General features: G+C 64.6%; 15 protein-coding genes, 5 tRNA genes and 3 rRNA genes. 7 read left to right on the top strand and 16 right to left on the bottom strand.

What is annotated here, in order from left to right:
• Positions 1-64: 64 nt before the first annotated feature.
• Positions 65-1,705, bottom strand: a complete 1,641-nt coding sequence (pgm, locus tag DYZ02_RS08890) for a phosphoglucomutase (alpha-D-glucose-1,6-bisphosphate-dependent) (protein WP_115685917.1) — start codon at positions 1,703-1,705, stop codon at positions 65-67.
• 106 nt (positions 1,706-1,811) lie between these two features.
• Between pgm and DYZ02_RS08885 the strand changes: the two genes are divergently transcribed.
• Both DYZ02_RS08885 and DYZ02_RS08880 read left to right on the top strand, forming a co-directional pair.
• The gene (locus DYZ02_RS08885) at positions 1,812-2,141 is read left to right on the top strand and encodes a CrcB family protein (protein WP_115685916.1); all 330 of its coding nucleotides are present in this window, start codon (positions 1,812-1,814) and stop codon (positions 2,139-2,141) included.
• Positions 2,138-2,497: a FluC/FEX family fluoride channel gene (locus DYZ02_RS08880; RefSeq protein WP_245945744.1), complete on the top strand. Its 360-nt coding sequence runs from the start codon at positions 2,138-2,140 to the stop codon at positions 2,495-2,497. The genes DYZ02_RS08885 and DYZ02_RS08880 overlap by 4 nt, the downstream gene beginning before the upstream one ends.
• A 24-nt stretch (positions 2,498-2,521) precedes the next feature.
• On the opposite strand, the gene DYZ02_RS08875 is transcribed toward DYZ02_RS08880, so the two are convergent.
• The 7 genes from DYZ02_RS08875 to ramA form a co-directional block, all read right to left on the bottom strand.
• Complete coding sequence (locus DYZ02_RS08875) at positions 2,522-5,065, bottom strand: ABC transporter permease (protein ID WP_115685915.1); 2,544 nt, start codon at positions 5,063-5,065, stop codon at positions 2,522-2,524.
• 13 nt (positions 5,066-5,078) lie between these two features.
• Positions 5,079-5,843: an ABC transporter ATP-binding protein gene (locus tag DYZ02_RS08870; RefSeq protein WP_115685914.1), complete on the bottom strand. Its 765-nt coding sequence runs from the start codon at positions 5,841-5,843 to the stop codon at positions 5,079-5,081.
• A gap of 135 nt (positions 5,844-5,978) precedes the next feature.
• A 5S ribosomal RNA gene (gene rrf / locus DYZ02_RS08865) occupies positions 5,979-6,096 on the bottom strand.
• 130 nt (positions 6,097-6,226) lie between these two features.
• A 23S ribosomal RNA gene (locus DYZ02_RS08860) occupies positions 6,227-9,303 on the bottom strand.
• Between the two features lie 367 nt (positions 9,304-9,670).
• Positions 9,671-11,189, bottom strand: a 16S ribosomal RNA gene (locus DYZ02_RS08855).
• The 16S, 23S and 5S rRNA genes sit together here, the layout of an rRNA operon.
• 602 nt (positions 11,190-11,791) lie before the next feature.
• Complete coding sequence (murA, locus tag DYZ02_RS08850; protein ID WP_115686445.1) at positions 11,792-13,042, bottom strand: UDP-N-acetylglucosamine 1-carboxyvinyltransferase; 1,251 nt, start codon at positions 13,040-13,042, stop codon at positions 11,792-11,794.
• A gap of 24 nt (positions 13,043-13,066) precedes the next feature.
• Positions 13,067-13,906 (bottom strand): acetate metabolism transcriptional regulator RamA, encoded by an 840-nt coding sequence (gene ramA / locus DYZ02_RS08845; protein WP_115686444.1) that lies wholly within the window; start codon positions 13,904-13,906, stop codon positions 13,067-13,069.
• A gap of 352 nt (positions 13,907-14,258) precedes the next feature.
• Here ramA and cysK point away from each other — a divergent pair, with 352 nt between their 5' ends.
• The gene (gene cysK / locus DYZ02_RS08840; protein WP_115685913.1) at positions 14,259-15,194 is read left to right on the top strand and encodes a cysteine synthase A; all 936 of its coding nucleotides are present in this window, start codon (positions 14,259-14,261) and stop codon (positions 15,192-15,194) included.
• 87 nt (positions 15,195-15,281) lie between these two features.
• Positions 15,282-15,869: a serine O-acetyltransferase EpsC gene (epsC, locus tag DYZ02_RS08835; RefSeq protein WP_115685912.1), complete on the top strand. Its 588-nt coding sequence runs from the start codon at positions 15,282-15,284 to the stop codon at positions 15,867-15,869.
• A gap of 20 nt (positions 15,870-15,889) precedes the next feature.
• Here the strand turns inward: epsC and DYZ02_RS08830 are convergent, their stop codons facing one another.
• The 5 genes from DYZ02_RS08830 to DYZ02_RS08810 all read right to left on the bottom strand — a co-directional run bounded on the left by DYZ02_RS08830 (position 15,890) and on the right by DYZ02_RS08810 (position 16,902).
• The gene (locus DYZ02_RS08830; RefSeq protein WP_115685911.1) at positions 15,890-16,180 is read right to left on the bottom strand and encodes a GNAT family N-acetyltransferase; all 291 of its coding nucleotides are present in this window, start codon (positions 16,178-16,180) and stop codon (positions 15,890-15,892) included.
• A gap of 111 nt (positions 16,181-16,291) precedes the next feature.
• A tRNA-Phe gene (locus DYZ02_RS08825) sits at positions 16,292-16,364 on the bottom strand.
• A 25-nt stretch (positions 16,365-16,389) separates the two neighbouring features.
• A tRNA-Asp gene (locus DYZ02_RS08820) sits at positions 16,390-16,463 on the bottom strand.
• A 250-nt stretch (positions 16,464-16,713) separates the two neighbouring features.
• Positions 16,714-16,787: transfer RNA gene (locus DYZ02_RS08815), tRNA-Asp, on the bottom strand.
• Between the two features lie 42 nt (positions 16,788-16,829).
• Positions 16,830-16,902, bottom strand: a tRNA-Glu gene (locus DYZ02_RS08810).
• Between the two features lie 136 nt (positions 16,903-17,038).
• On the opposite strand from DYZ02_RS08810, the gene DYZ02_RS08805 reads away from it, so the two are divergent.
• Complete coding sequence (locus DYZ02_RS08805) at positions 17,039-17,359, top strand: metal-sensitive transcriptional regulator (RefSeq protein WP_115685910.1); 321 nt, start codon at positions 17,039-17,041, stop codon at positions 17,357-17,359.
• The gene (locus tag DYZ02_RS08800) at positions 17,359-17,943 is read left to right on the top strand and encodes a CG0192 family protein (RefSeq protein WP_115685909.1); all 585 of its coding nucleotides are present in this window, start codon (positions 17,359-17,361) and stop codon (positions 17,941-17,943) included. Before DYZ02_RS08805 ends, DYZ02_RS08800 begins: the two co-directional genes overlap by 1 nt.
• A gap of 45 nt (positions 17,944-17,988) precedes the next feature.
• Here DYZ02_RS08800 and DYZ02_RS08795 read toward each other — a convergent pair whose 3' ends face one another.
• Together DYZ02_RS08795 and DYZ02_RS08790 are read right to left on the bottom strand one after the other, a co-directional pair.
• A complete protein-coding gene (locus tag DYZ02_RS08795; RefSeq protein ID WP_147291498.1) occupies positions 17,989-18,594 on the bottom strand; it encodes a hypothetical protein in 606 nt (201 codons plus the stop codon).
• A 344-nt stretch (positions 18,595-18,938) separates the two neighbouring features.
• Positions 18,939-19,011: transfer RNA gene (locus DYZ02_RS08790), tRNA-Lys, on the bottom strand.
• Positions 19,012-19,162: 151 nt separating this feature from the next.
• On the opposite strand from DYZ02_RS08790, the gene DYZ02_RS08780 reads away from it, so the two are divergent.
• Positions 19,163-19,771: an ABC transporter substrate-binding protein gene (locus DYZ02_RS08780; RefSeq protein ID WP_147291497.1), complete on the top strand. Its 609-nt coding sequence runs from the start codon at positions 19,163-19,165 to the stop codon at positions 19,769-19,771.
• Between the two features lie 59 nt (positions 19,772-19,830).
• On the opposite strand, the gene scpC is transcribed toward DYZ02_RS08780, so the two are convergent.
• Positions 19,831-21,333 carry a succinyl-CoA:acetate CoA-transferase ScpC gene (gene scpC / locus DYZ02_RS08775; protein ID WP_115685906.1) on the bottom strand — a complete coding sequence of 501 codons (1,503 nt, stop codon included), beginning with the start codon at positions 21,331-21,333 and terminating at the stop codon, positions 19,831-19,833.
• Positions 21,334-21,365: the final 32 nt, after the last annotated feature.

Genomic DNA, 21,365 nt, shown 5'->3' with positions numbered 1-21,365 from the left:
AGCCCACGGCCGCCGCGCCCAATACCGGCGACGACTGTGGGCTGTATCGCTAAATGCTGGGTGTTTACTCCCCGAGCACCGCCGCCACGAGGTTCTGGGCCTCTTCCTGCACCTGCGCGAGGTGCTCGGCGCCACGGAATGACTCGGCGTAGATCTTGTACTTGTCCTCGGTGCCCGAGGGCCTTGCTGCGAACCACGCGTTTTCGGTGGTCACCTTGAGCCCGCCTATCGACGCCCCATTGCCCGGCGCCTCCGTCAGCTTCGCCGTGATCTCCTCCCCGGCCAGCTCGGTGGCGGAGACCTGCTCCGGGGACAGCTTCTTCAGCACAGCCTTCTGCTCGCGCGTCGCAGGGGCGTCGGTGCGGGCGTAGGCGGGCGCGCCGAACTTCTCAGCCAGCTCGGCGTAGCGCTGCGAGGGGGTCTGGCCGGTCACGGCGGTGATTTCCGCGGCGAGGAGGTCCATGATGAGCCCGTCCTTGTCAGTGGACCAGACGGTGCCGTCGGTGCGCAGGAAGGAGGCGCCGGCGGACTCTTCCCCGCCGAAGCCGATGGTGCCGTCGAGAAGCCCCGGCACGAACCACTTGAAGCCGACGGGGACCTCAACGAGGGTGCGGCCGAGCGAGGCGACGACGCGGTCGATCATCGAGGAGGACACGAGCGTTTTGCCCACCGCGGTGGACTCGGCCCAGCCGGGGCGGTGGGAGAAGAGGTAGTCGATGGCCACGGCGAGGTAGTGGTTGGGGTTCATCAGCCCGGCGTCGGGGGTGACAATGCCGTGGCGGTCCGCGTCGGCGTCGTTGCCCGTGGCGATGCCGTACTTGTCCCGGTTGCGCACGAGCGAGGCCATGGAGTTCGGCGAGGAGCAGTCCATGCGGATCGCGCCGTCGGTGTCGAGCGTCATGAAGCGCCAGGTGGCGTCCACCTCGGGGTTGACCACGGTCATGTTCAGGCCGTGGGTGTCGGCGATCGCCCCCCAGTAATCCACGCTCGCCCCGCCCATCGGGTCGGCGCCGATGCTCAGCCCGGACTCGCGGATCGCCGCGAGGTCCACCACGTTCGGCAGGTCCTGCACGTAGTTGCCCAGGAAGTCGAACTTCTCCGCGCGCTCGTCGAGCACGCCGCTTACCGAAGCCCTCTGAACCCCCCTCAGGCCCGCGGCGATGTACTCGTTGGCCCGCTCGGCGATCCAGTCGGTGGCCTCCGCCCCGGCCGGGCCGCCGGTGGGCGGGTTGTACTTGAATCCGCCGTCGCGCGGCGGGTTGTGCGAGGGCGTGACGACGATGCCGTCGGCGCGTCGCGCCCCCTCCGCGGCGGCGTTGTGGCGCAGGATGGCGTGGGAGACGGCCGGGGTCGGGGTGTAGCGTCCGGCGGCGTCGACGCGCACGTCCACCCCGTTCGCGAGCAGCACTTCGAGGGCGGAGACCATCGCCGGCTCGGACAGGGCGTGGGTGTCGCGGCCGATGTAGACGGGCCCCTCGATGCCCTCGCCGCGGCGGTAGTCGACGATCGCCTGCGTCGTGGCCCAGATGTGCTGCTGGTTGAACGCGTTGTCCAGCGAGCTGCCACGGTGCCCCGAGGTGCCGAAGGACACCTGCTGGGCGGGGTCGTCCGGGTCGATGTCACGCGTGTAGTAGGCGGTGACGACCTCGGCGATGTCAATGAGGTCTTCGGGGCGGGCCGGCTGGCCTGCTCGGTCGTGAGCCATGGTGGGGCACTCCTTTGACGGTGCTATGTGGTTGCAGTCTCTCCACCCATCTTCCCCGCGCGGCGGCTTTTCTGCCACGGCTGGCAGGGGTCTAGGGTGGGAGGACGTGTGGAAAGATGCTCTCCTCGTCGGCCTCGGCGCGGCCCTCGGCGCGACAGCCCGCTACGCGGTCTTCCTCGAGGCGCCGCTTACGGGCATCGAGGTGCACGTGTTGACCACGCTGGTCAACGCGCTGTCGTGCTTCGCGATGGGCTTTTTCGCCCCCGGCAAGTTCTGGGGGATGGGCGTCCTCGGTGGCTTTTCCACCCTCTCGGCGGTTTCGCTGGCGGCGGCGCAGTCCTCCCCCGCCGGGGCCGCCGCCACCCTGGTGAGCAGCTTCGCCGCCTGCATGGCGGCGTGGTTCGCCGGCGACGCGTTGAGGGGGCGGCGCGCGTGAACACGTTTCTGCTGGGCGCGGCCGCCGTGGCGGCAGGCGGGTTCGTGGGCGGCGTGGCGCGCTGGGCGCTGGTCCGGCTCAACGGGAACTACCGCCACCCGGGCACCTGGGCGGCGAACGTGGTCGGCTCTGCCGTCCTAGGCTTCTCGCTGGCCCTACCGGGCATCCTTCCCCTCCTGGTGGGCACCGGCTTCGCGGGGGCGCTGTCCACGTGGTCCACGCTGGCGCGGGAGCTGGGCGAGCACCTCAAGGCCCGCCACTGGGCTCAGGCGGCGCGCTCCGCCCTGTCGACGGCCGCCGTGACCGTCGTCGCCGCGTACTTCGGCATGGTCTACGGCCAGCGCGCCTTCGGCTGAGCGCCGCCACCCCCGAGGGGGAGATCAGTCGGCGATGGCGTCGAGGGGCGGGGTCGCGGCGGCGCGCTGGGCGGGCCACAGGGCCGCGAGCACGCCCACCGCGACCGAGCCGGCGAGCATGGTGGCCACCAGCGCCCACGGGATCTGGATGCTCTCCAGCCCCTGGTCGCTCAGGACGGTGAGGAACGCCCACCCCAGTCCGAGGCCCATGAGGATGCCGGAGAGCGCGCCGAACACCGCCATCTGCACCGACTCGAGGATGATCATGATGCGCACCTGGCCGCGCTGGGTGCCCACGGCGCGCAGCATGCCGATCTCCTGGCGCCGCTCGATCACCGACAGCGTGAGCGTGTTGATGATCCCCAGCACCGCGATCACGACAGCCAGCGACAGCAGCGCGTAGAGGATGAACAGCATCTGGTCGATCATGCCGCTGACCTCGCCGCTCATGTCTGCCGTGGAGCGGACCTGGACCACGATGAAGGGCCGCACGACCTCCTCCAGGTTGGTACGCAGCTGCTCGTCGGTCACGGAGCCGTCGCCGTTGGCGCCGACCACCTGGATGGTCAGGGCGCTTTCGGGCAGGACCTGCAGCGCGGTGTCGCGGCTCACCACCGCGCCCGTGACCACGTTGGAGGGCTCGAAGATTCCGCCCACCGTGGCCTCGGCCGTGTTCTGGGAGAGACCGGGCGCGGCGACGGTGACCGTGTCCCCGACGGACCACCCGTGCGCCTCCGCGTAGTCGCGCGGGGCGAGCACGGTTCCGGCGCCCAGGTCCGGGCTGCCCTCCGTGACGTCGAGGATGAACAGATCCCCCGGGTTGCCCGCGAAGACGGGTGTCGCGCCGTAGGTGCCCATCGCGTAGCTGTACTCCCCGTCGACGGTGACGGGCGCCTCGCTGTAGGAGACGACCTCGCCCACCCCCTCGGCGGCGTCAACGGCCGCGGGCACCTCCGCGGGCACCGGGAAGGCGCCCGAGGTCGGCCCGGAGAGGACGTAGTCGGCGGTGACCTCGCTCTCCGAGATGTCTGCGACCGACTGCTTCATCGTCGCTCCCAGCATCCCGATGACCGTCACCAGCGCAATGCCCAGCAGAAGCGCGAACGCGGTCGCGCTCGTGCGGCGCGGGTTGCGGCGGGTGTTCGTCGACGCAAGCTTGCCGACGGCACCGAACGGCGCCCCGATGACCCGCCCGAGCGGCGGGACGACCGGCAGGCTGAGCGCGGGGCCCGCGAGGAATGCCCCGCCGATCACGGCGACAGCCGCCGCGCCGACCAGCATCGCGCGGTTGCCCGTCGACCCCTCCGACCACGCCATCCCGCCCGCGGCGGCGGCCACACCGAGGGCGATGAGCACCCCGCCGGCGACGGTGCGCGCCGTGAGGGGCTGCGGCGCCGCGGACTCGCTCGAGCGCATCGCCTCGACCGGCTGGACGCGGCCCGCCCGCCGCGCCGGCGCCCAGGCGGAAAGCATGGTCACCGCCGTGCCCACCACGATCGGCACCACGACGGCGTCGGTGGACAGCCCGAGTCCGCCCTGGGGCAGCTCCATGCCGTTGGCGCCCATGACCGCCTTGATCACCGCGACAAGCGCGGCGCCGGCGACGACACCGAAGGCGGAGCCGAACACGCCGACCACGAAGGCCTCCACGGCGACCGAGCGGGTGATCTGGCGGCGGCTGGAGCCCAGGGCGCGCAGCAGCGCAAACTCCTTGGTGCGCTGGGCGACGATCATCGAGAAGGTGTTCGCGATGAGGAAGGTGCCCACTAGGAGGCCGACGAGGCCGAAGGCGATGAGGAAGTAGCTGACGAAGCTCAGCCCCTCCTTGATCGCCTTCGACGCCTCGTCCGCCTTCGCCTCTCCGGTGTCGATGGTGTACTCGGGGTAGGCGCCGCGGAGGGCGTCGACAAGCTGCTGATCCGTGGTCCCCTCGCTCGCGCGCAGGGTAAGCTCGGGCACGGTGGTGCCGTCGGTGTAGAACTCGTTGTAGGTCTCGGGGGACACCTTGAAACCGAGGGAGGATGCCTGGGTGAGGCCGTCGTCGTAGAGGCCCACCACGGTGTACTCCCGGCGGCCCGCGGGATCGACCACCGTGAGCTTCTCGTCGAGGCCCACCCCGTACTTCTCGGCGGCGTTGCTGTTGAGGATCGCCTCCCCCACAGCCTCTGGGGCGCGGCCCTCCACCACCTCGGGGGCCGCGGCGACGGAGGACTCCACGTCGTAGTAGATCCCCGCGGAGGACGCGCCCTGCCCCGTCTGAATCGCCGTGCCGTCGGACTTTGCGGCGACCACCGTCGTCGTGCCGCTCTCGTTGACCGCCGCGACCCGCCCGTCGGCCTCGAGCTCCGAGACCACCTCGAGGGTCGGCGAGGCGCCCGACTCCCCGGCGGAGACGACCGCGTCGACGCCGTCGAACTGCGAGCTGACCGCCTGGTCGAAGGTGCGCTCGAGCATGTTCGTGAACATGAGCGAGCCCGCGATGAAGGCGGTGCCCAGCACGACCGCGAGGACCGTCAGGGCGAGGCGAAGCTTGTGGGCGCCGATGTTGCGCAGCGACACCCGTGTCATAGTCGAGGCCACGCTATCCCTCGATCCCGGACATGACCTGGAGGATCGCGTCCATCGTGGGCTCGTAAAGCTCGTCGACGATTCGGCCGTCGCGCAGGAAGATCACGCGGTCGGCGTAGGAGGCCGCGCGCGCGTCGTGGGTGACGATGACTACCGTCTGCCCGTCCGCGTCGACCGCGTTGCGCAGGATGTCGAGCACCTCCCGGCTCGCGTTGGAGTCGAGGTTGCCGGTGGGCTCGTCGCCGAAGATGATGTCGGGCCGGCTCACGAGGGCGCGGGCGCAGGCGACGCGCTGCTGCTGCCCGCCGGACAGCTCGCTCGGGCGGTGGGAAAGGCGCTCCGCCAGGCCGAGGCGACGGGTGATCTCCTCGAACCACTCCTGGTCGACCTTCCGGCCGGCGATGTCGGTGGGGAGGGTGATGTTCTCCGCCGCGGTGAGGGTGGGAACGAGGTTGAAGGACTGGAAGATGAAACCGAGCCTGTCGCGACGCAGCGCTGTCAGCTCCTTGTCGCTGAGACCCGCCAGGTCCGTTCCCCCGATGTAGGCGGAGCCCGAGGTGAACGAGTCAAGGCCCGCCATCGCGTGCATCAGCGTGGACTTGCCCGAACCCGAGGGGCCCATGATGGCGGTGAACTCGTTCGCGGCGAAGTCGACGGACACGCCGTCGAGGGCGACCACCTGGGTCGCGCCCTGCCCGTAGGTCTTGACCAGGTCCACGGCCCGGGCAGCCGCTTCACGACGCTCCCCCTGCGTCTCTTCCAAAGAATGATGTCCCATGTTGTCCGCTCCCGCGCGTCGGTGGCAATTGCTCACTACACGCTACATGGGGCGGGTCCTTCGCACAGGGCTCGGGTGAAGCAAAAGCGCCTGTCCCGGGTGGGGTCAGGCGCTTTTGTTTTTGTGAAGTTGTTGGGTCGGCGGTAACTTACTCTCCCACTCCCTCCCGGGGGCAGTACCATCAGCGCGGGCGGGCTTAGCTTCCGGGTTCGGAATGGGTCCGGGCGTTTCCCCGCCGCCATCAACCACCGACACACTTGTTGGGTTGATCATGTTGGGTTCATGTTCAATTATTGTTCTGGCCTCCACACACGCACTGGTTGGTGGTGTGGTGTGTCAGATACTGCATAGTGGACGCGGGCACGATTCTTGGTGCTCAGTGTTTGTTGTGTTTGTTGGTGTATTAGTACCGGTCACCTTCGCGCATTGCTGCGTGTCCAGATCCGGCCTATCAACCCCATAGTCTGTGGGGAACCTCAAAAGAAACCTCATCTCAAAACAGGCTTCCCGCTTAGATGCTTTCAGCGGTTATCCCTTCCGTACGTAGCCAACCAGCCGTGCTCCTGGCGGAACAACTGGCACACCAGAGGTACGTCCGTCCCGGTCCTCTCGTACTAGGGACAGCCTTCTTCAAGTTTCAACGCGCGCGGCGGATAGAGACCGAACTGTCTCACGACGTTCTGAACCCAGCTCGCGTGCCGCGTTAATGGGCGAACAGCCCAACCCTTGGGACCTACTCCAGCCCCAGGATGCGACGAGCCGACATCGAGGTGCCAAACCATCCCGTCGATATGGACTCTTGGGGAAGATCAGCCTGTTATCCCCGGGGTACCTTTTATCCGTTGAGCGACACCACATCCACAAGTAGGTGCCGGATCACTAGTCCCGACTTTCGTCCCTGCTCGACTAGTCAGTCTCGCAGTCAAGCTCCCTTGTGCACTTACACTCGCCACCTGATTGCCAACCAGGCTGAGGGAACCTTTGGGCGCCTCCGTTACTCTTTGGGAGGCAACCGCCCCAGTTAAACTACCCACCAGGCACTGTCCCCAACCCAGATCATGGGCCAAGGTTAAGGTATCCACTACGGTCAGAGTGGTATTTCAACAACGACTCCACAACCACTGGCGTGGCCGTATCACAGTCTCCCACCTATCCTACACAAACCGCACCGAACACCAATACCAAGCTATAGTGAAGGTCCCGGGGTCTTTTCGTCCTGCCGCGCGAAACGAGCATCTTTACTCGTACTGCAATTTCACCGGGCCTGTGGTTGAGACAGCAGGGGAGTCGTTACGCCATTCGTGCAGGTCGGAACTTACCCGACAAGGAATTTCGCTACCTTAGGATGGTTATAGTTACCACCGCCGTTTACTGGGGCTTAAATTCTCCGCTTCGGCACAACATGCCTAACAGGTCCTCTTAACCTTCCAGCACCGGGCAGGCGTCAGTCCGTATACATCAACGTAAAAGTCTTCGCACGGACCTGTGTTTTTGATAAACAGTCGCTCCCCTCTATTCTCTGCGACCCCACCACGCTAACCACCGTAAAGATGGCGCACACAGCAGGGTCCCCCTTCTCCCGAAGTTACGGGGGCAATTTGCCGAGTTCCTTAACCACAGTTCACCCGACCGCCTTAGTATTCTCTACCTGACTACCTGTGTCGGTTTCGGGTACGGGCCGTGTACACACTCGCTAGAGGCTTTTCTCGACAGCATAGGATCACCACCATCACCCCACAAAGGGGCTACGCATCACGCCTCACACATAATGAGCCCCGCATTTAACAAGGGCCCGTGCCACACGCTTGCACCGCAATCCATTAAGCGGCGTAGCTACCTTCCTGCGTCACCCCATCACTGACCTACTACGGATCAGGCCCCACACCTCGTCCCACCACACCACTCAAAGAGCAAGTGACAGCAGCACTCGGCGTGGTTAGTATCACCGGTCCAGTCTTGGGCGCGTATACACGGGTACGGGAATATCAACCCGTTGACCATCGACTACGCCTGTCGGCCTCGCCTTAGGACCCGACTCACCCTGGGAAGACGAACTTGACCCAGGAACCCTTAGTCATCCGGCGGATAAGATTCTCACTTATCACTCGTTACTCATGCCTGCATTCTCACTCGCACACAGTCCACAGCCCCTTCCGGTACTGCTTCACCCCATGCACGACGCTCCCCTACCCATAACACATGTTATGCCGCGGCTTCGGCGGTGTACTTGAGCCCCACTGAATTGTCGGCGCGGAACCACTCGACCAGTGAGCTATTACGCACTCTTTCAAGGATGGCTGCTTCTAAGCCAACCTCCTGGCTGTCTTCGCGATCCCACATCCTTTTCCACTTAGTACACCCTTAGGGGCCTTAACCGGCGATCTGGGCTGTTTCCCTCTCGACTATGAAGCTTATCCCCCACAGTCTCACTGCCATGCACCACTTCAACCGGCATTCGGAGTTTGGCTGACATTGCTAAGATGATAGTCCCGCTCAACCAACCAGTAGCTCTACCTCCGGCAAGCTAACATGACGCTGCACCTAAATGCATTTCGGGGAGAACCAGCTATCACGGAGTTTGATTGGCCTTTCACCCCTACCCACAGCTCATCCCCTCAGTTTTCAACCTAAGTGGGTTCGCGCCTCCACAACCTCTTACAGCTGCTTCACACTGGCCATGGGTAGATCACCCCGCTTCGGGTCCAGGACATGCCACTTGCAACACCCCATTAGGATTCGCTTTCGCTACGGCTCCCCCACCAACGGGTTAACCTCGCGACATGCCGCTGACTCGCAGGCTCATTCTTCAAAAGGCACGCCATCACACACACGAGGTGCTCTGACGGATTGTAAGCGCACGGTTTCAGGAACTATTTCACTCCCCTCCCGGGGTACTTTTCACCATTCCCTCACGGTACTATCCACTATCGGTCACACTGAGTATTTAGGCTTACCGGGTGGTCCCGGCAGATTCACAGCAGATTCCACGAGCCCGCTGCTACTCGGGAAACACACAACACACCAACACACGCCTTCACGTACAGGGGCTCTCACCCACTACGGCGCACCATCCCAGGCAACTTCCGCTAACACGCGCTGAATGTGCACAGGCATGACAGTACCTGCAACATGCATCCCCACAACCCCACATGCGCAACCCCTGCCAGGTATCACACACACATGGTTTAGCCTCATCCGCCTTCGCTCGCCACTACTAACGGAATCACAATTGTTTTCTTCTCCTACGGGTACTGAGATGTTTCACTTCCCCGCGTCACCCCCACACAGGCTATGAATTCACCTGCAGGTCACACCACACAACTGGTGCCGGGTTTCCCCATTCGGACATCCTCGGATCAACGCTTTGTTGGCAACTCCCCGAGGCTTAACGCAGCCTCACACGTCCTTCATCGGCTCAGCATACCAAGGCATCCACCGTACGCCCTTAAAAAACACTAACAACACGCACCCACCACAAGGCAGGCACGCACACAAGAATAAAGATGCTCGCGTCCACTATACAGTTCTCACACACCACACCCACACACCAAAAACACACCACACGGACGTGCCCAAGCATGCAGGGCCTAAGGAAACAACACACAAACGCGTATCATCCCAGACACCCGACAGCGCACCAACATACCCGTCCACAAAAGACCACTCGCTTGCAGGCAACAATTGCACACCACACGCACAAAGCACCACACACAATGATGCCGGCATGCCTCCACCCGGATTTCAACAAAAAACGCGGCAGCACCACACACGGGCACTCAACCACACACCCCACAACCGTGGGGCACACAAAAACAAAAACTCCTTAGAAAGGAGGTGATCCAGCCGCACCTTCCGGTACGGCTACCTTGTTACGACTTCGTCCCAATCGCCGATCCCACCTTCGACAGCTCTCTAACGAGTTTGAGCCACTGGCTTCGGGTGTTACCAACTTTCATGACGTGACGGGCGGTGTGTACAAGGCCCGGGAACGTATTCACCGCAGCGTTGCTGATCTGCGATTACTAGCGACTCCGACTTCATGGGGTCGAGTTGCAGACCCCAATCCGAACTACGACCGGCTTTCAGCGATTAGCTCATCCTCACGAACTCGCGCACGCGCTGTACCGACCATTGTAGCATGTGTGAAGCCCTGGACATAAGGGGCATGATGATTTGACGTCATCCCCACCTTCCTCCGAGTTAACCCCGGCAGTCTCTCATGAGTCCCCACCACAACGTGCTGGCAACATAAGACAAGGGTTGCGCTCGTTGCGGGACTTAACCCAACATCTCACGACACGAGCTGACGACAACCATGCACCACCTGTACACCAGCCACAAAGGGAAAGACCATCTCTGGCCCGGTCCGGTGTATGTCAAGCCCAGGTAAGGTTCTTCGCGTTGCATCGAATTAATCCACATGCTCCGCCGCTTGTGCGGGCCCCCGTCAATTCCTTTGAGTTTTAGCCTTGCGGCCGTACTCCCCAGGCGGGGCGCTTAATGCGTTAGCTACGGCACGAACCCCGTGGAAGGGACTCACACCTAGCGCCCACCGTTTACGGCATGGACTACCAGGGTATCTAATCCTGTTCGCTACCCATGCTTTCGCTCCTCAGCGTCAGTTACTGCCCAGAGACCTGCCTTCGCCATCGGTGTTCCTCCTGATATCTGCGCATTTCACCGCTACACCAGGAATTCCAGTCTCCCCTACAGCACTCAAGTTATGCCCGTATCGCCTGCAGTCCCACAGTTACGCCGCGGACTTACACACACGACGCGACAACCCACCTTCTAGCTCTTTACGCCCAGTAATTCCGGACAACGCCCGCACCCTACGTATTACCGCGGCTGCTGGCACGTAGTTAGCCGGTGCTTCTTATCCAGGTACCGTCACTTACGCTTCGTCCCTGGCGAAAGGAGTTTACAACCCGAAGGCCGTCATCCCCCACGCGGCGTCGCTGCATCAGGCTTGCGCCCATTGTGCAATATTCCCCACTGCTGCCTCCCGTAGGAGTCTGGGCCGTATCTCAGTCCCAATGTGGCCGTACACCCTCTCAGGCCGGCTACCCGTCGACGCCTTGGTAGGCCATTACCCCACCAACAAGCTGATAGGCCGCGAGCTCATCCCATACCGCAAAAGCTTTCCACCACACCACCTACGATGCAGTCCTATCCGGTATTAGACCCAGTTTCCCAAGCTTATCCCGAAGTACAGGGCAGATCACCCACGTGTTACTCACCCGTTCGCCACTCGAGTACCCTGCAAGCAGGGCCTTTCCGTTCGACTTGCATGTGTTAAGCACGCCGCCAGCGTTCATCCTGAGCCAGGATCAAACTCTCCACAAAAAATGCTTCAGAAGAAACAGGCCGTGAAAAGCCCAAAACCCAACCAAAACAAACCACCACACCCAACACCCACCAAAAAGCAGGCACCAAGCGCGCTGGCAATCCACAAAATTACCGGCCACCCCTCCCCACCCTGACGAGGGAAAAAACAGGGAAAGGCAACCAAAAAAAGTATCTGTCACAAACGCGAATCAATCACGCACCATGCAAACACCAACAAAGCCGCGCCCCATCAAATGGTTCAGGCACAACCCACCGGCACACACCCACCACCACCAAAAAGCAGCAGCAAGCACACACAGCACACAACCAACCCACAAACAAAAAAGTACATTGGCACACTATCGAGTTCTCACACAACACACGCACACCCAACACAACCCAGCAAAAACCAGGCCAGTCAAAGAGGCGAATTGAATACCAGCGATAGTTTTCCTGCCCGCCAACTCACCACACTCACTGCGGCGGGGCGCTGTCGGTCTCGCTGACTCACATAAAGCTACACACACCCACAACCAAACACAAATCCCCAGCTCAACGGGCATAAAGAAGGCGGGACAAGCAGCGCTTGTCCCGCCTTGATTGCACCGTTTCCGGAGCCGCTAAACCCTCTCGATCGAGGCGCCGAGCTCGTTGAGGTTTTCCACGAAGCGCGGATAGCCGCGGTCGATGTGGGAGACGTCGTGGACCGTCGTCACGTCGTCGGCGACCAGGCCGGCCAGGACGAGGCCCGCCCCGGCGCGGATGTCCGAGGCCCAGACGTCCGTGGAAGACAACTGCTCCACGCCGCGGAGCACGACGTGGTGCCCGTCAACGTTGGCGTCGGCGCCGAGGCGCAGCATCTCGTCGACGAAGCGGAATCGCGCCTCGAAAACGTTCTCGGTGATGACGGAGACGCCGTTCGCGATCGCGGCGATGCCGATGGCCATGGGCTGCAGGTCCGTCGGGAAACCCGGAAAGGGCAGGGTCTGGTAGTCAACCGCCTGGGGGCGGCCCTGCATGCGGACGCGGAAGCCGTGGTCGTAGGTCTCCACGTCGGCTCCGGCGACGCGCAGCTTGGCCAGCGCGAGGTGGAGGTGCCGCGGGGCGATCCCCGTGACCGTGACGTCACCCTGCGTCATGGCCGCCGCGTAGGCCCACGTGCCGGCGACGATCCGGTCCCCGACCACCGTGTGCTCGGTGGGGCTGAGCTTCTCCACTCCGTCGATGGTCAACGTCGAGGTCCCGGCTCCGGAGATGCGGGCCCCCATGGAGTTGAGCATGTCGCAGAGGTCCACGATCTCCGGCTCGCGCGCGGCGTTGTCGAGCACGGTCCTGCCCTCGGCGAGGACAGCGGCGGTGACGATGTTCTCCGTGGCCCCCACCGAGGGGAAGTCGAGGCTGATGTTTGCGCCGACCAGCTTGTCGGCCTTGGCCACCACGGCCCCGTGCTGGATGTGGGTGGTGGCCCCGAGCTTCTCCAAGCCGGATTGGTGCATGTCGAGGGGACGCGAGCCGATGGCATCGCCGCCGGGGAGCGCCACGTACGCCTCGCCACAGCGGGCTGCGAGGGGGCCGAGGACGGCAACCGAGGCGCGGAACTGCCGGACCGCCTCGAAGTCGGCGTGCGGGGAAACTTCGGCCGGTGTCGTGATCGTGACGACGGGGCCGTCGATGTCCACCTCGCAGCCCAGGCCGACCAGCACGTCGCGCATAAGCGGGACGTCGAGGATCTCCGGGCAGTTGTGCAGGACGGTCGTGCCCTCGGTGAGCAGCGTGGCCGCCATGAGCTTCAGGACGCTGTTTTTCGCCCCGTCAACCCCGACGACGCCTTCGAGCCGCGTTCCTCCGTTGACCAGAAATCTTTCTTTCACGCCGTCCACAGTACCGAAGGGCGGCTAGGGCAGGGCTCCGATACGGCGCGCCGCGTTGACGGCCTCGTAGCGGGTGTGGGCTCCCAGTTTGCGCATTACGCTGCGCAGATAGGATTTGACCGTCTCGGCCCCGATCCCCATCTCCTCCGCCGCCTCGACGTTGGTGTGGCCGAGCGCGACGCAGGAGAGCACGTCGAGTTCCCTGGCGGAGAGCTTGGTCGACTGCTTGATCCGCACCGGCGAGACCATCTGGTCGCAGAGCTGCTCGAGCTCCTTGCGCAGCGCCTCGTCATCGACGCGGTTGGCCAGCATGCGCAGCTTGGAGTGCGTCGAGCGCACCTGCTCCCACTCCGCGCCGTTCATCACCCGGCCGGCCTTCGCGGTCCCCTTGGCGCCGTCGGTGCGTCGTAAAGCGGAGTTGACCGCGAGGTCCTGCTCGAGGGTGCGAGCGGTCATGGTGACCTCCTCGATCACCTTGTCGCCGAGCCGCACCGGCGAGTGGACACCGACGTAGAGCACGCCCCGGATCTCGCGCTGGACGATGACCGGGACCGCGACGATGGAGTGGAGCCCCTCGTCCTGGATCTGGCGGTCATACTCGTGGGAGATCACGTTCGCCCGGGTGTAGTCGGAGATGCCCACGGCCCTGCGCGTCGCCACGACCCGCCCGCCGACGCCGGACCCGGACTCGATCACGAGGTTCTGCAGGGCGGGGGTGCGCAGGCCGATCCACTGGGTGATCTGGAGCCGATTGTCGGCGAGCAGCGTTCCGTACATCGCCACGGGAATCCCCGTTGCGGTCTTCAGCGCCGTGAGTGCCGCGCGGATTGCGTCGTCGTCATCCCTGATTCTCTGGGCGTCCATCATCCATCATCGATCCTTAGAGCCTCCACCCCTGCGGGTGTCCCCGCGGGGGGACATGTCACGTCCGAACTTGACTGATCCTGCCATCGGATAGGCATCATCATATCGCGCTTTCGGGGGTAGCCAAATCTCACCCCGCCCGCCGCGCGTCGCCCACGGCCGGGGGTGGGGCGAACGTCTGACCGGCAACTTATAGACAGTACGGTCTATTTAATTCATACTTGGCTGTTCAATAATCGGGTGTACACTATCGTCTAGCAACCGCGCCCGCGCCTACTTCCGGCGCGCCCCGCAGCGGCTGTCACGAACGCGACAGCGGCTAGAACACAGGCCGCGAAGGAGAAAAGAAACAATGAGCAAGATCGCCAACAACGTTCTCGACCTCGTCGGCGGCACCCCGCTCGTCGAGCTTCACGACGTCACCGGCGGCGCCAAGGCCCGCATCCTGGCGAAGCTGGAGTTCTACAACCCGGCCAACTCGGTGAAGGACCGCATCGGCAAGGCCATCGTCGAGGCCGCGGAGGCCTCCGGAGAGCTCAAGCCCGGCGGCACCATCGTCGAGGCGACCTCCGGCAACACCGGCATCGCCCTGGCGCTGGCGGGCGCCGCGAAGGGATACAAGGTCATCCTCACCATGCCCGAGACCATGTCGACCGAGCGCCGGGTCATCCTGCGCGCCCTCGGCGCCGACATCGTGCTCACCCCCGGCGCCGCCGGGATGAAGGGCGCGGTGGAGAAGGCCGACGAGATCGTCGCGGAGAACGACAACGCCATCCTGGCGCGCCAGTTCGAGAACGAGGCCAACCCGAAGATGCACTACGAGACCACCGGCCCGGAGATCTGGAACGACACCGACGGCGAGGTCGACGTCCTCGTGGCGGGCGTGGGCACCGGCGGCACCATCTCCGGCGCGGGTGCGTACCTGAAGGAGCGCAAGCCCGACGTCAGGCTCGTGGCGGTAGAGCCCGCCGCCTCCCCGCTGCTGTCGAAGGGCGAGGCGGGCCCGCACAAGATCCAGGGCCTCGGCGCCAACTTCATCCCCGGCACCCTGAACCGCGGGATCCTTGACGAGATCATCGCGGTGAGCAACGAGGACGCCGTGGAGACCGCCCGCGAGCTCAGTCGCGCCGAGGGCATCCTCGGCGGCATTTCCGCCGGCGCGAACCTCAAGGCCGCCCTCGAGGTGGCGCAGCGCCCCGAGAGCGAGGGCAAGACCATCGTGGTCATCATCCCCGACTTCGGCGAGCGCTACGTCTCCACCATCCTCTACGAGGACATCCGCGACTAAGCTCCCCGAGACAACGCCCCGCCCGGTGCGGGGCGTTTTCCGTCTCCGCACCCCTGCTTGCCCGCAGCGCTGTTAGACTGTGCCCTCATGTGGAAGGTCCTGACAACGATCCGCGAGGATCTGCGAAACGCCCGCGCTCACGACCCGGCCGCCCGTGGCGACCTGGAGAACGCGATCGTCTATTCCGGTCTCCACGCCATCTGGATGCACCGCGCCTGCCACTGGATGTGGAAACGCGACATCAAGGGCCCGGCCCGCATCCTCGCCCAGATCAACCGCTTCCTCACCGGCGTGGAAATCCACCCGGGCGCGACGATCGGCCGGCGCTTCTTCATCGACCACGGCATGGGCATCGTCATCGGGGAGACCGCCGAGATCGGCGACGGCGTCATGCTCTACCACGGGGTGACGCTGGGCGGTCAGGTGCTCACGCAGACGAAGCGCCACCCCACGGTCGAGGACAACGTGACCATCGGCGCCGGTGCCAAGGTGCTCGGGCCGGTGACCATCGGCGCAAACTCCGCCATCGGCGCCAACGCCGTGGTGACCAAGTCGATCCCCCCGAACTCCATCGCGGTGGGCATCCCCGCCAAGGTGCGCGAGCGCCGGACCGAGGAGACGAAGCACCTCGTCGACCCCGACAAGTACTTCGACCCCGGCAGCTACATCATCTGAGCAGCCCCTCCCCCGAGCGACTAGGCCACGAGGTCCCGGTACTCGGGGTTCTTTTCGATGTAGCCGGCGACCGCCGGGCACGCGGGGATGACCTTCAGCCCGTCGGAGCGGACGTCGTCAAGCGCGAACTTGATCAGCGGCTTCGACAGGCCCTTGCCCTGGAACTCCTCCTCGACAACTGTGTGCGGGAGCACGCGCGCCTCGCCGCGGTCCTGGTAGGTGGCAAAACCCGCGACCTTGCCGTCGACGTGGATCTCGTACTGCCCGCGCTCCTCGTTCTTCACTATCTCGTAGTTGGGGGTCTCTGCCATGTCTTTCGCCTCCGATTTCCGTTGGACAACTGTGCCCACCACCCTAACGAAAAACGAGGCCCCGGAACGTGAGAAAGCCCCCTCCCTCTACCGGGAAGGGGCTTGGTGATGTGGCCAGAGCCAGGATCGAACTGGCGACCCCACACTTTTCAGGCGTGTGCTCTACCAACTGAGCTATCTGGCCGGAACCGCTCCGAGAAGCTGTTCTGCGACCCTGACGGGACTTGAACCCGCGACCTCCGCCGTGACAGGGCGGCGCGCTAACCAACTGCGCCACAGGGCCTTATTCTCTTGTTCTTGCCCGCTTCAGAGCTTTCACACTGTCGCTTGCACGAGATGTAACTCTACACAGACCCGATAAACGAGTACAAATCAGCAGGTTAACCAGCTTTTCTGCGCTTTTCGACGCCCCTCCCGCCCGCAGGGAACCCACAACGCGCGGCACCGCCCGCCGACAGGCAGGCGGGCAAGCAGGGGCAACAAAACGAAAAGGCCCGAAGCACCGGATACCGATACTTCGAGCCTTCGCACTGCGACCCTGACGGGACTTGAACCCGCGACCTCCGCCGTGACAGGGCGGCGCGCTAACCAACTGCGCCACAGGGCCATGATTTTGCTATTAACTTGTCGAACCCACCGGGGGTTCTCGTACCCCCAACGGGATTCGAACCCGTGTTGCCGCCGTGAAAGGGCGGAGTCCTAGGCCTCTAGACGATGGGGGCCCGCTATCCCACGCACCGGGCGGTGCACTCAGGCAGCTTGAACATCATAAACCAGCGCCAAAGCAGACTCCAAACCGCTTTCCTTTGCCCCCGTGACCTGCGTCGAACGCTTGACGGCGCGGGTATCCTCTGCACTATGGAGCAACACGGTTACACCGCCGACAGGGCGCGCTACATCGCGCGCATGAAGCGCATCGAGGGCCAGGTCCGCGGCGTGGAGAGGATGATCGAGGAGAACAAGTACTGCATCGACATCCTCACCCAGATCTCCGCGATCACCTCCGCCCTCGAAAACGTGGGGCTCGCGCTCCTCGACGAGCACCTGAAGCACTGCGTCACCGGAGCCGTCACGGGTGCCGCGTCCGACGCCGCCCCCGGCGAGCACGGCGGCACCGCGGCCGTGGACGCTAAAATCGAGGAGGCAATGCAAGCTATCAAACGAATGGTGAAAAGCTGATGCCTACTGCTGAAATCTACGATGCCGAACTGAACCCGACGAAGGACGAGGTCGCCGCCTCCCACTCGCGGATCCTCGCCGTCGACGGCTCCTACCGCGCCGTCGATCCCGACAACGTCGTCGGGATCGAGATCCTCGTGGGCAAGGACGCGGACGGCAACCTCGCCCAGCTGGGCCTGAGCTACCGCCCCGCCGACCGCGCCCTCGACACCGAGCTCCTGCGCATGCAGCACTCCGAGCTGGGCGAGCGCTCGGTGGCCTACCTCACCGACGACGCCGTCGCGGTCCGCGAGATCATGAGGATCATCCTCACCGGCTCCCACGGCGCGGACTTCGACAACGGGGAGCCCATCTTCGACGTCCACGGCAACGGGCAGACGCCCGAGGCCACGGTCTCGGAGGTGGAGATCCAGGAGAGCAACGGGTGGACGTCGATAGGCACCGCGAAGATCGACGGCGAGAACCACGGGTTCCAGCTGCGGATCCAGAAGGTCGTGCAGGAGCAGTCCGCGGCCGATGAGGAGGAGCTCGCCCTGGTCAAGGAGGGCGGTGCCACGCTCATGCGCCTCGAGGTCTGGCGCTAAATCCTCCACAACACGACGGCCGTCCCGGCGCACGGGGCGGCCGTTCTATGCCTTCTCGGGCAGGCGGACGCGCCCGTGGTAGCCGACATAAATCGCGGCGGTGAGCGCGACGGAGACAGCCGGCGCCACGATGAGATACGGCAGGACGAAAGCGAGCGCAGACACAACCATGATCAGCAGCCCGAGGATCCCCAGAACGATGAGGGAGGCGACGTCGCGCTTTGCCCACCTCGCTGTGGCCTTCATGCCGTCACCTATGGATAGTTCGGACGTCAGCAGCATCAGAGCCGGAGTGGCTCCGAGAAGAATCACCACAACGATCCCCGGAATGATCAGGAGCACGAAACCCGCGACGGTGAGTATGCAGGCGAGCACCGAGGCGATGAACGGCTTGATCACGCCGCGAACGTCAAGGAAGCTTTCCAGAATGATGCGCTCGCCCCGGAAGGCGCGGTAGGCGTTCCGGTACGTGTTGAGGGAGACCAGCTGGTCGATGACGAAGACAACCAGCATGGCTGCCTCCGCAATCACCTGCTGCCAGGCGTTGAGTCCGCCCGTTTCCCCGTTGAGCGGGTCGTAACCCGAGGGGTCGATCCCCAGCATCCGCTCGATGCCGTAGAGGACGATCAGGGCAAGACACGTGATCAGCATCGAGCCCACCCACACCCACGGCTGACGGAACACAGTTTTGAAGCCAATTTTCAGGGATTCCGTCACCGAGAATCTCCCGGGTTGTAGCGTAGCGGCGGGGTCGCGGGGCCCGTCCCCTGGATCGGTCGCGGCGGAAACGCTGTCGTACGAGCCGGCGGCATTCGCGGGGTTACAGGGGATACTCGGGATGCTGGGGGCAGTCGTTCACTGGGCTCACCCTACGCCGGTCCGCGGACTACGCCCGCTGAGCTTCGCCGCGATGCGGGATCGTTACGGAGAGAAAGTCGCCGCGCCCGACCCGGACTCGCCCGGGGCGCCGCGTGCACGCCGGGAGAAAAATGCGGTGGGCCCTGTGGGGCTCGAACCCACGACCTGCGGATTAAAAGTCCGTAGCTCTACCAACTGAGCTAAAGGCCCGTCCCCGCTGTACAACGGGGCGACGCGGGCGCGCTGCGCTCGCTGCGTGACATTCTAGCGCCCGCGAGGCGCGCGGCTAAATGGGGGCCCGCGCGGCCCTTTATTGAAATACGTTTCCAATACGGCCAATTTCGTATCACCCTTTTGGGCCGTGAACCCTTTCCCCCGGCGAGCCCGCGTCGGCGTGGCCTACCTCGTCGCCGCCATCGCGCAGCCGGAGAACATCGCCGTCATCAGCGACATCGGCCCCTCCACCCCGAGCGGGCCGCGCGTGTTCAAGGGCGACTACAGCGTGGACCCGGAGCAGATCCTGAGCGCCGAGCCCGACCTCGTCCTGCTCACAACCCGCCACGGGCAGGAAAAGGACGCCAGCAACCCCGCGCCGCGGGTCCTGGCGCTGATGTCGCGTGGCCAGCAGCGCATGGTCGCCCCCTCCACGACCCTCCTCCACGGCCTCATCGCGGAGGCCAGCGGCGAACCCGTCACCGGCAACGCCTCCGGGCGCGGTCCGGTGCCCGCCGACCCGGAGCTCATTGCCTCGCTCAACCCGGACGTCATCCTCGTCGAGGACTTCCGCGGGCGGGGCCGGGCTGACTTCGAGGCGATCCTCGGCAACCCCAGCCTCCGGCAGGTCTCGGCCGTGGCCCGCGGGCGCATCCGCTACCTGCCCAGCGACCAGGTCACCGCTGCCGGCGCCGCCCGCGTGGGCGAGGGCCTCGTGGCGGTCACCGACGCGGTGTGGGGCGGGGAAAACAACTAACCCCCTGCCCGCGGCCCTGCGTGTGCGGGGCGCGGGAGGGGGCGTCGTGAAGCGAAGTGCTACTTCTGCATCGTGCCGGTTTCCTCGATGCGGGTGTGGAAGTCGAAGGCGTGCTTCAGGTCGTGCGGGGTGGCCTGGAACTTCGACTTCGCGGCGAGCTCGACGTACTCCTCGAGCAGCGGGCGGTAGGTCGGGTGGGCGATGGAGATCATCTTCTGGACGCGGTCGCGCGGGGCCAGGCCGCGCAGGTCGGCGACGCCGTACTCGGTGACGAAGACCATCGCGTCGTGCTCGGTGTGGTCAACGTGCGAAACCATCGGGACGATCGCGGAGATCGCGCCGTCCTTCGCCACGGACGGGGAGATGAAGGAGGAGATGTAGGCGTTGCGGGTGAAGTCACCCGAGCCGCCCAGGGCGTTCATCAGGCGGGAACCGTTGATGTGGGTCGAGTTGGCGTTGCCGTAGATGTCTGCCTCGATCATGCCGTTGGAGGCGATCAGGCCCGTGCGGCGGATGACCTCCGGGTGGTTGGAGATCGACTGCGGGCGCAGGATGATCGACTCACGGTAGCGCGACGCCTCGGCGTTCATCTTCTCCGCGTACTCCGGGGACAGGGAGAAGGAGGTGGCGGAGGCGACGGTCATCTTGCCGGCGTCGATGAGGTCGACCATGCCGTCCTGGATGACCTCGGTGTAGGCCTGGATGTTCTCGAACTTCGAGTCCATCAGGCCCGCCATCACGGCGTTGGGGACGTTGCCCACGCCGGACTGCATGACGTAGCCGTCGTAGGAGAGGCGGCCGGCCTTCACCTCGTGCTCGAGGAAGTCGAGGAAGTTCGCGGCGATCTTCTCGGAGGTCTCGTCCGGCGCCTTGAACGGGGCGTTGCGGTCCGGGTCGTTCGTTGTGATGATGGCGACGACCTTTTCCGGGTCGATCTCGATGTAGGTGGTGCCGATGCGGTCGCCGCACTTGGTGATCGGGATCGGGATGCGGTTCGGCAGCGGCGGCACGAGCCAGATGTCGTGCATGCCCTCGAGCTCCTCGGACTGCCACTCGTTGACCTCGATGATGATCTTCTTGGCGGCGTTGAGGAACTCCACGGAGTTGCCCACCGAGGACGTCGGCACGATGTTGCCCTCCTCGGTGATGCGCACGGCCTCGACGATGGCGAGGTCGACGTCGCCGAAGAAGCCCTCCTCCACCATCATGCCGGAGTGGGACAGGTGGATGTCCTGGAACTTCATCTCGCCGGCGTTGATCTTGGCGCGCATGGTCGGGTCGGACTGGTACGGCATGCGGTAGCGCAGGGCGTTCGCCTCGGCCAGGACGCCGTCGCACTCCGGCGCGGTGGAGGCGCCGGTGAACAGGTCGATGCTGAAGTCGCGGCCCTTGTCGTGCTCGGCCTTGGCCTTCTCCGCAATGGCGGACGGCATCGCCTTCGGGTAGCCGGCGCCGGTGAAGCCCGACACGCCGACCTTGTCGCCGTGGTTGACAAACTGGGCGGCTTCCTCGGCGGTCATTACCTTGTCGCGCAGCTTCGCGTTAGCAATGCGATCGCTCATGAACCTCTCCTTCGCTAGTGGATAACACCATC

The sequence above is a fragment of the Corynebacterium senegalense genome (genome assembly GCF_900411315.1).
In the GTDB taxonomy this organism is placed as follows: domain Bacteria; phylum Actinomycetota; class Actinomycetes; order Mycobacteriales; family Mycobacteriaceae; genus Corynebacterium; species Corynebacterium senegalense.
This window is presented reverse-complemented; position numbering and strand designations above follow the sequence as displayed.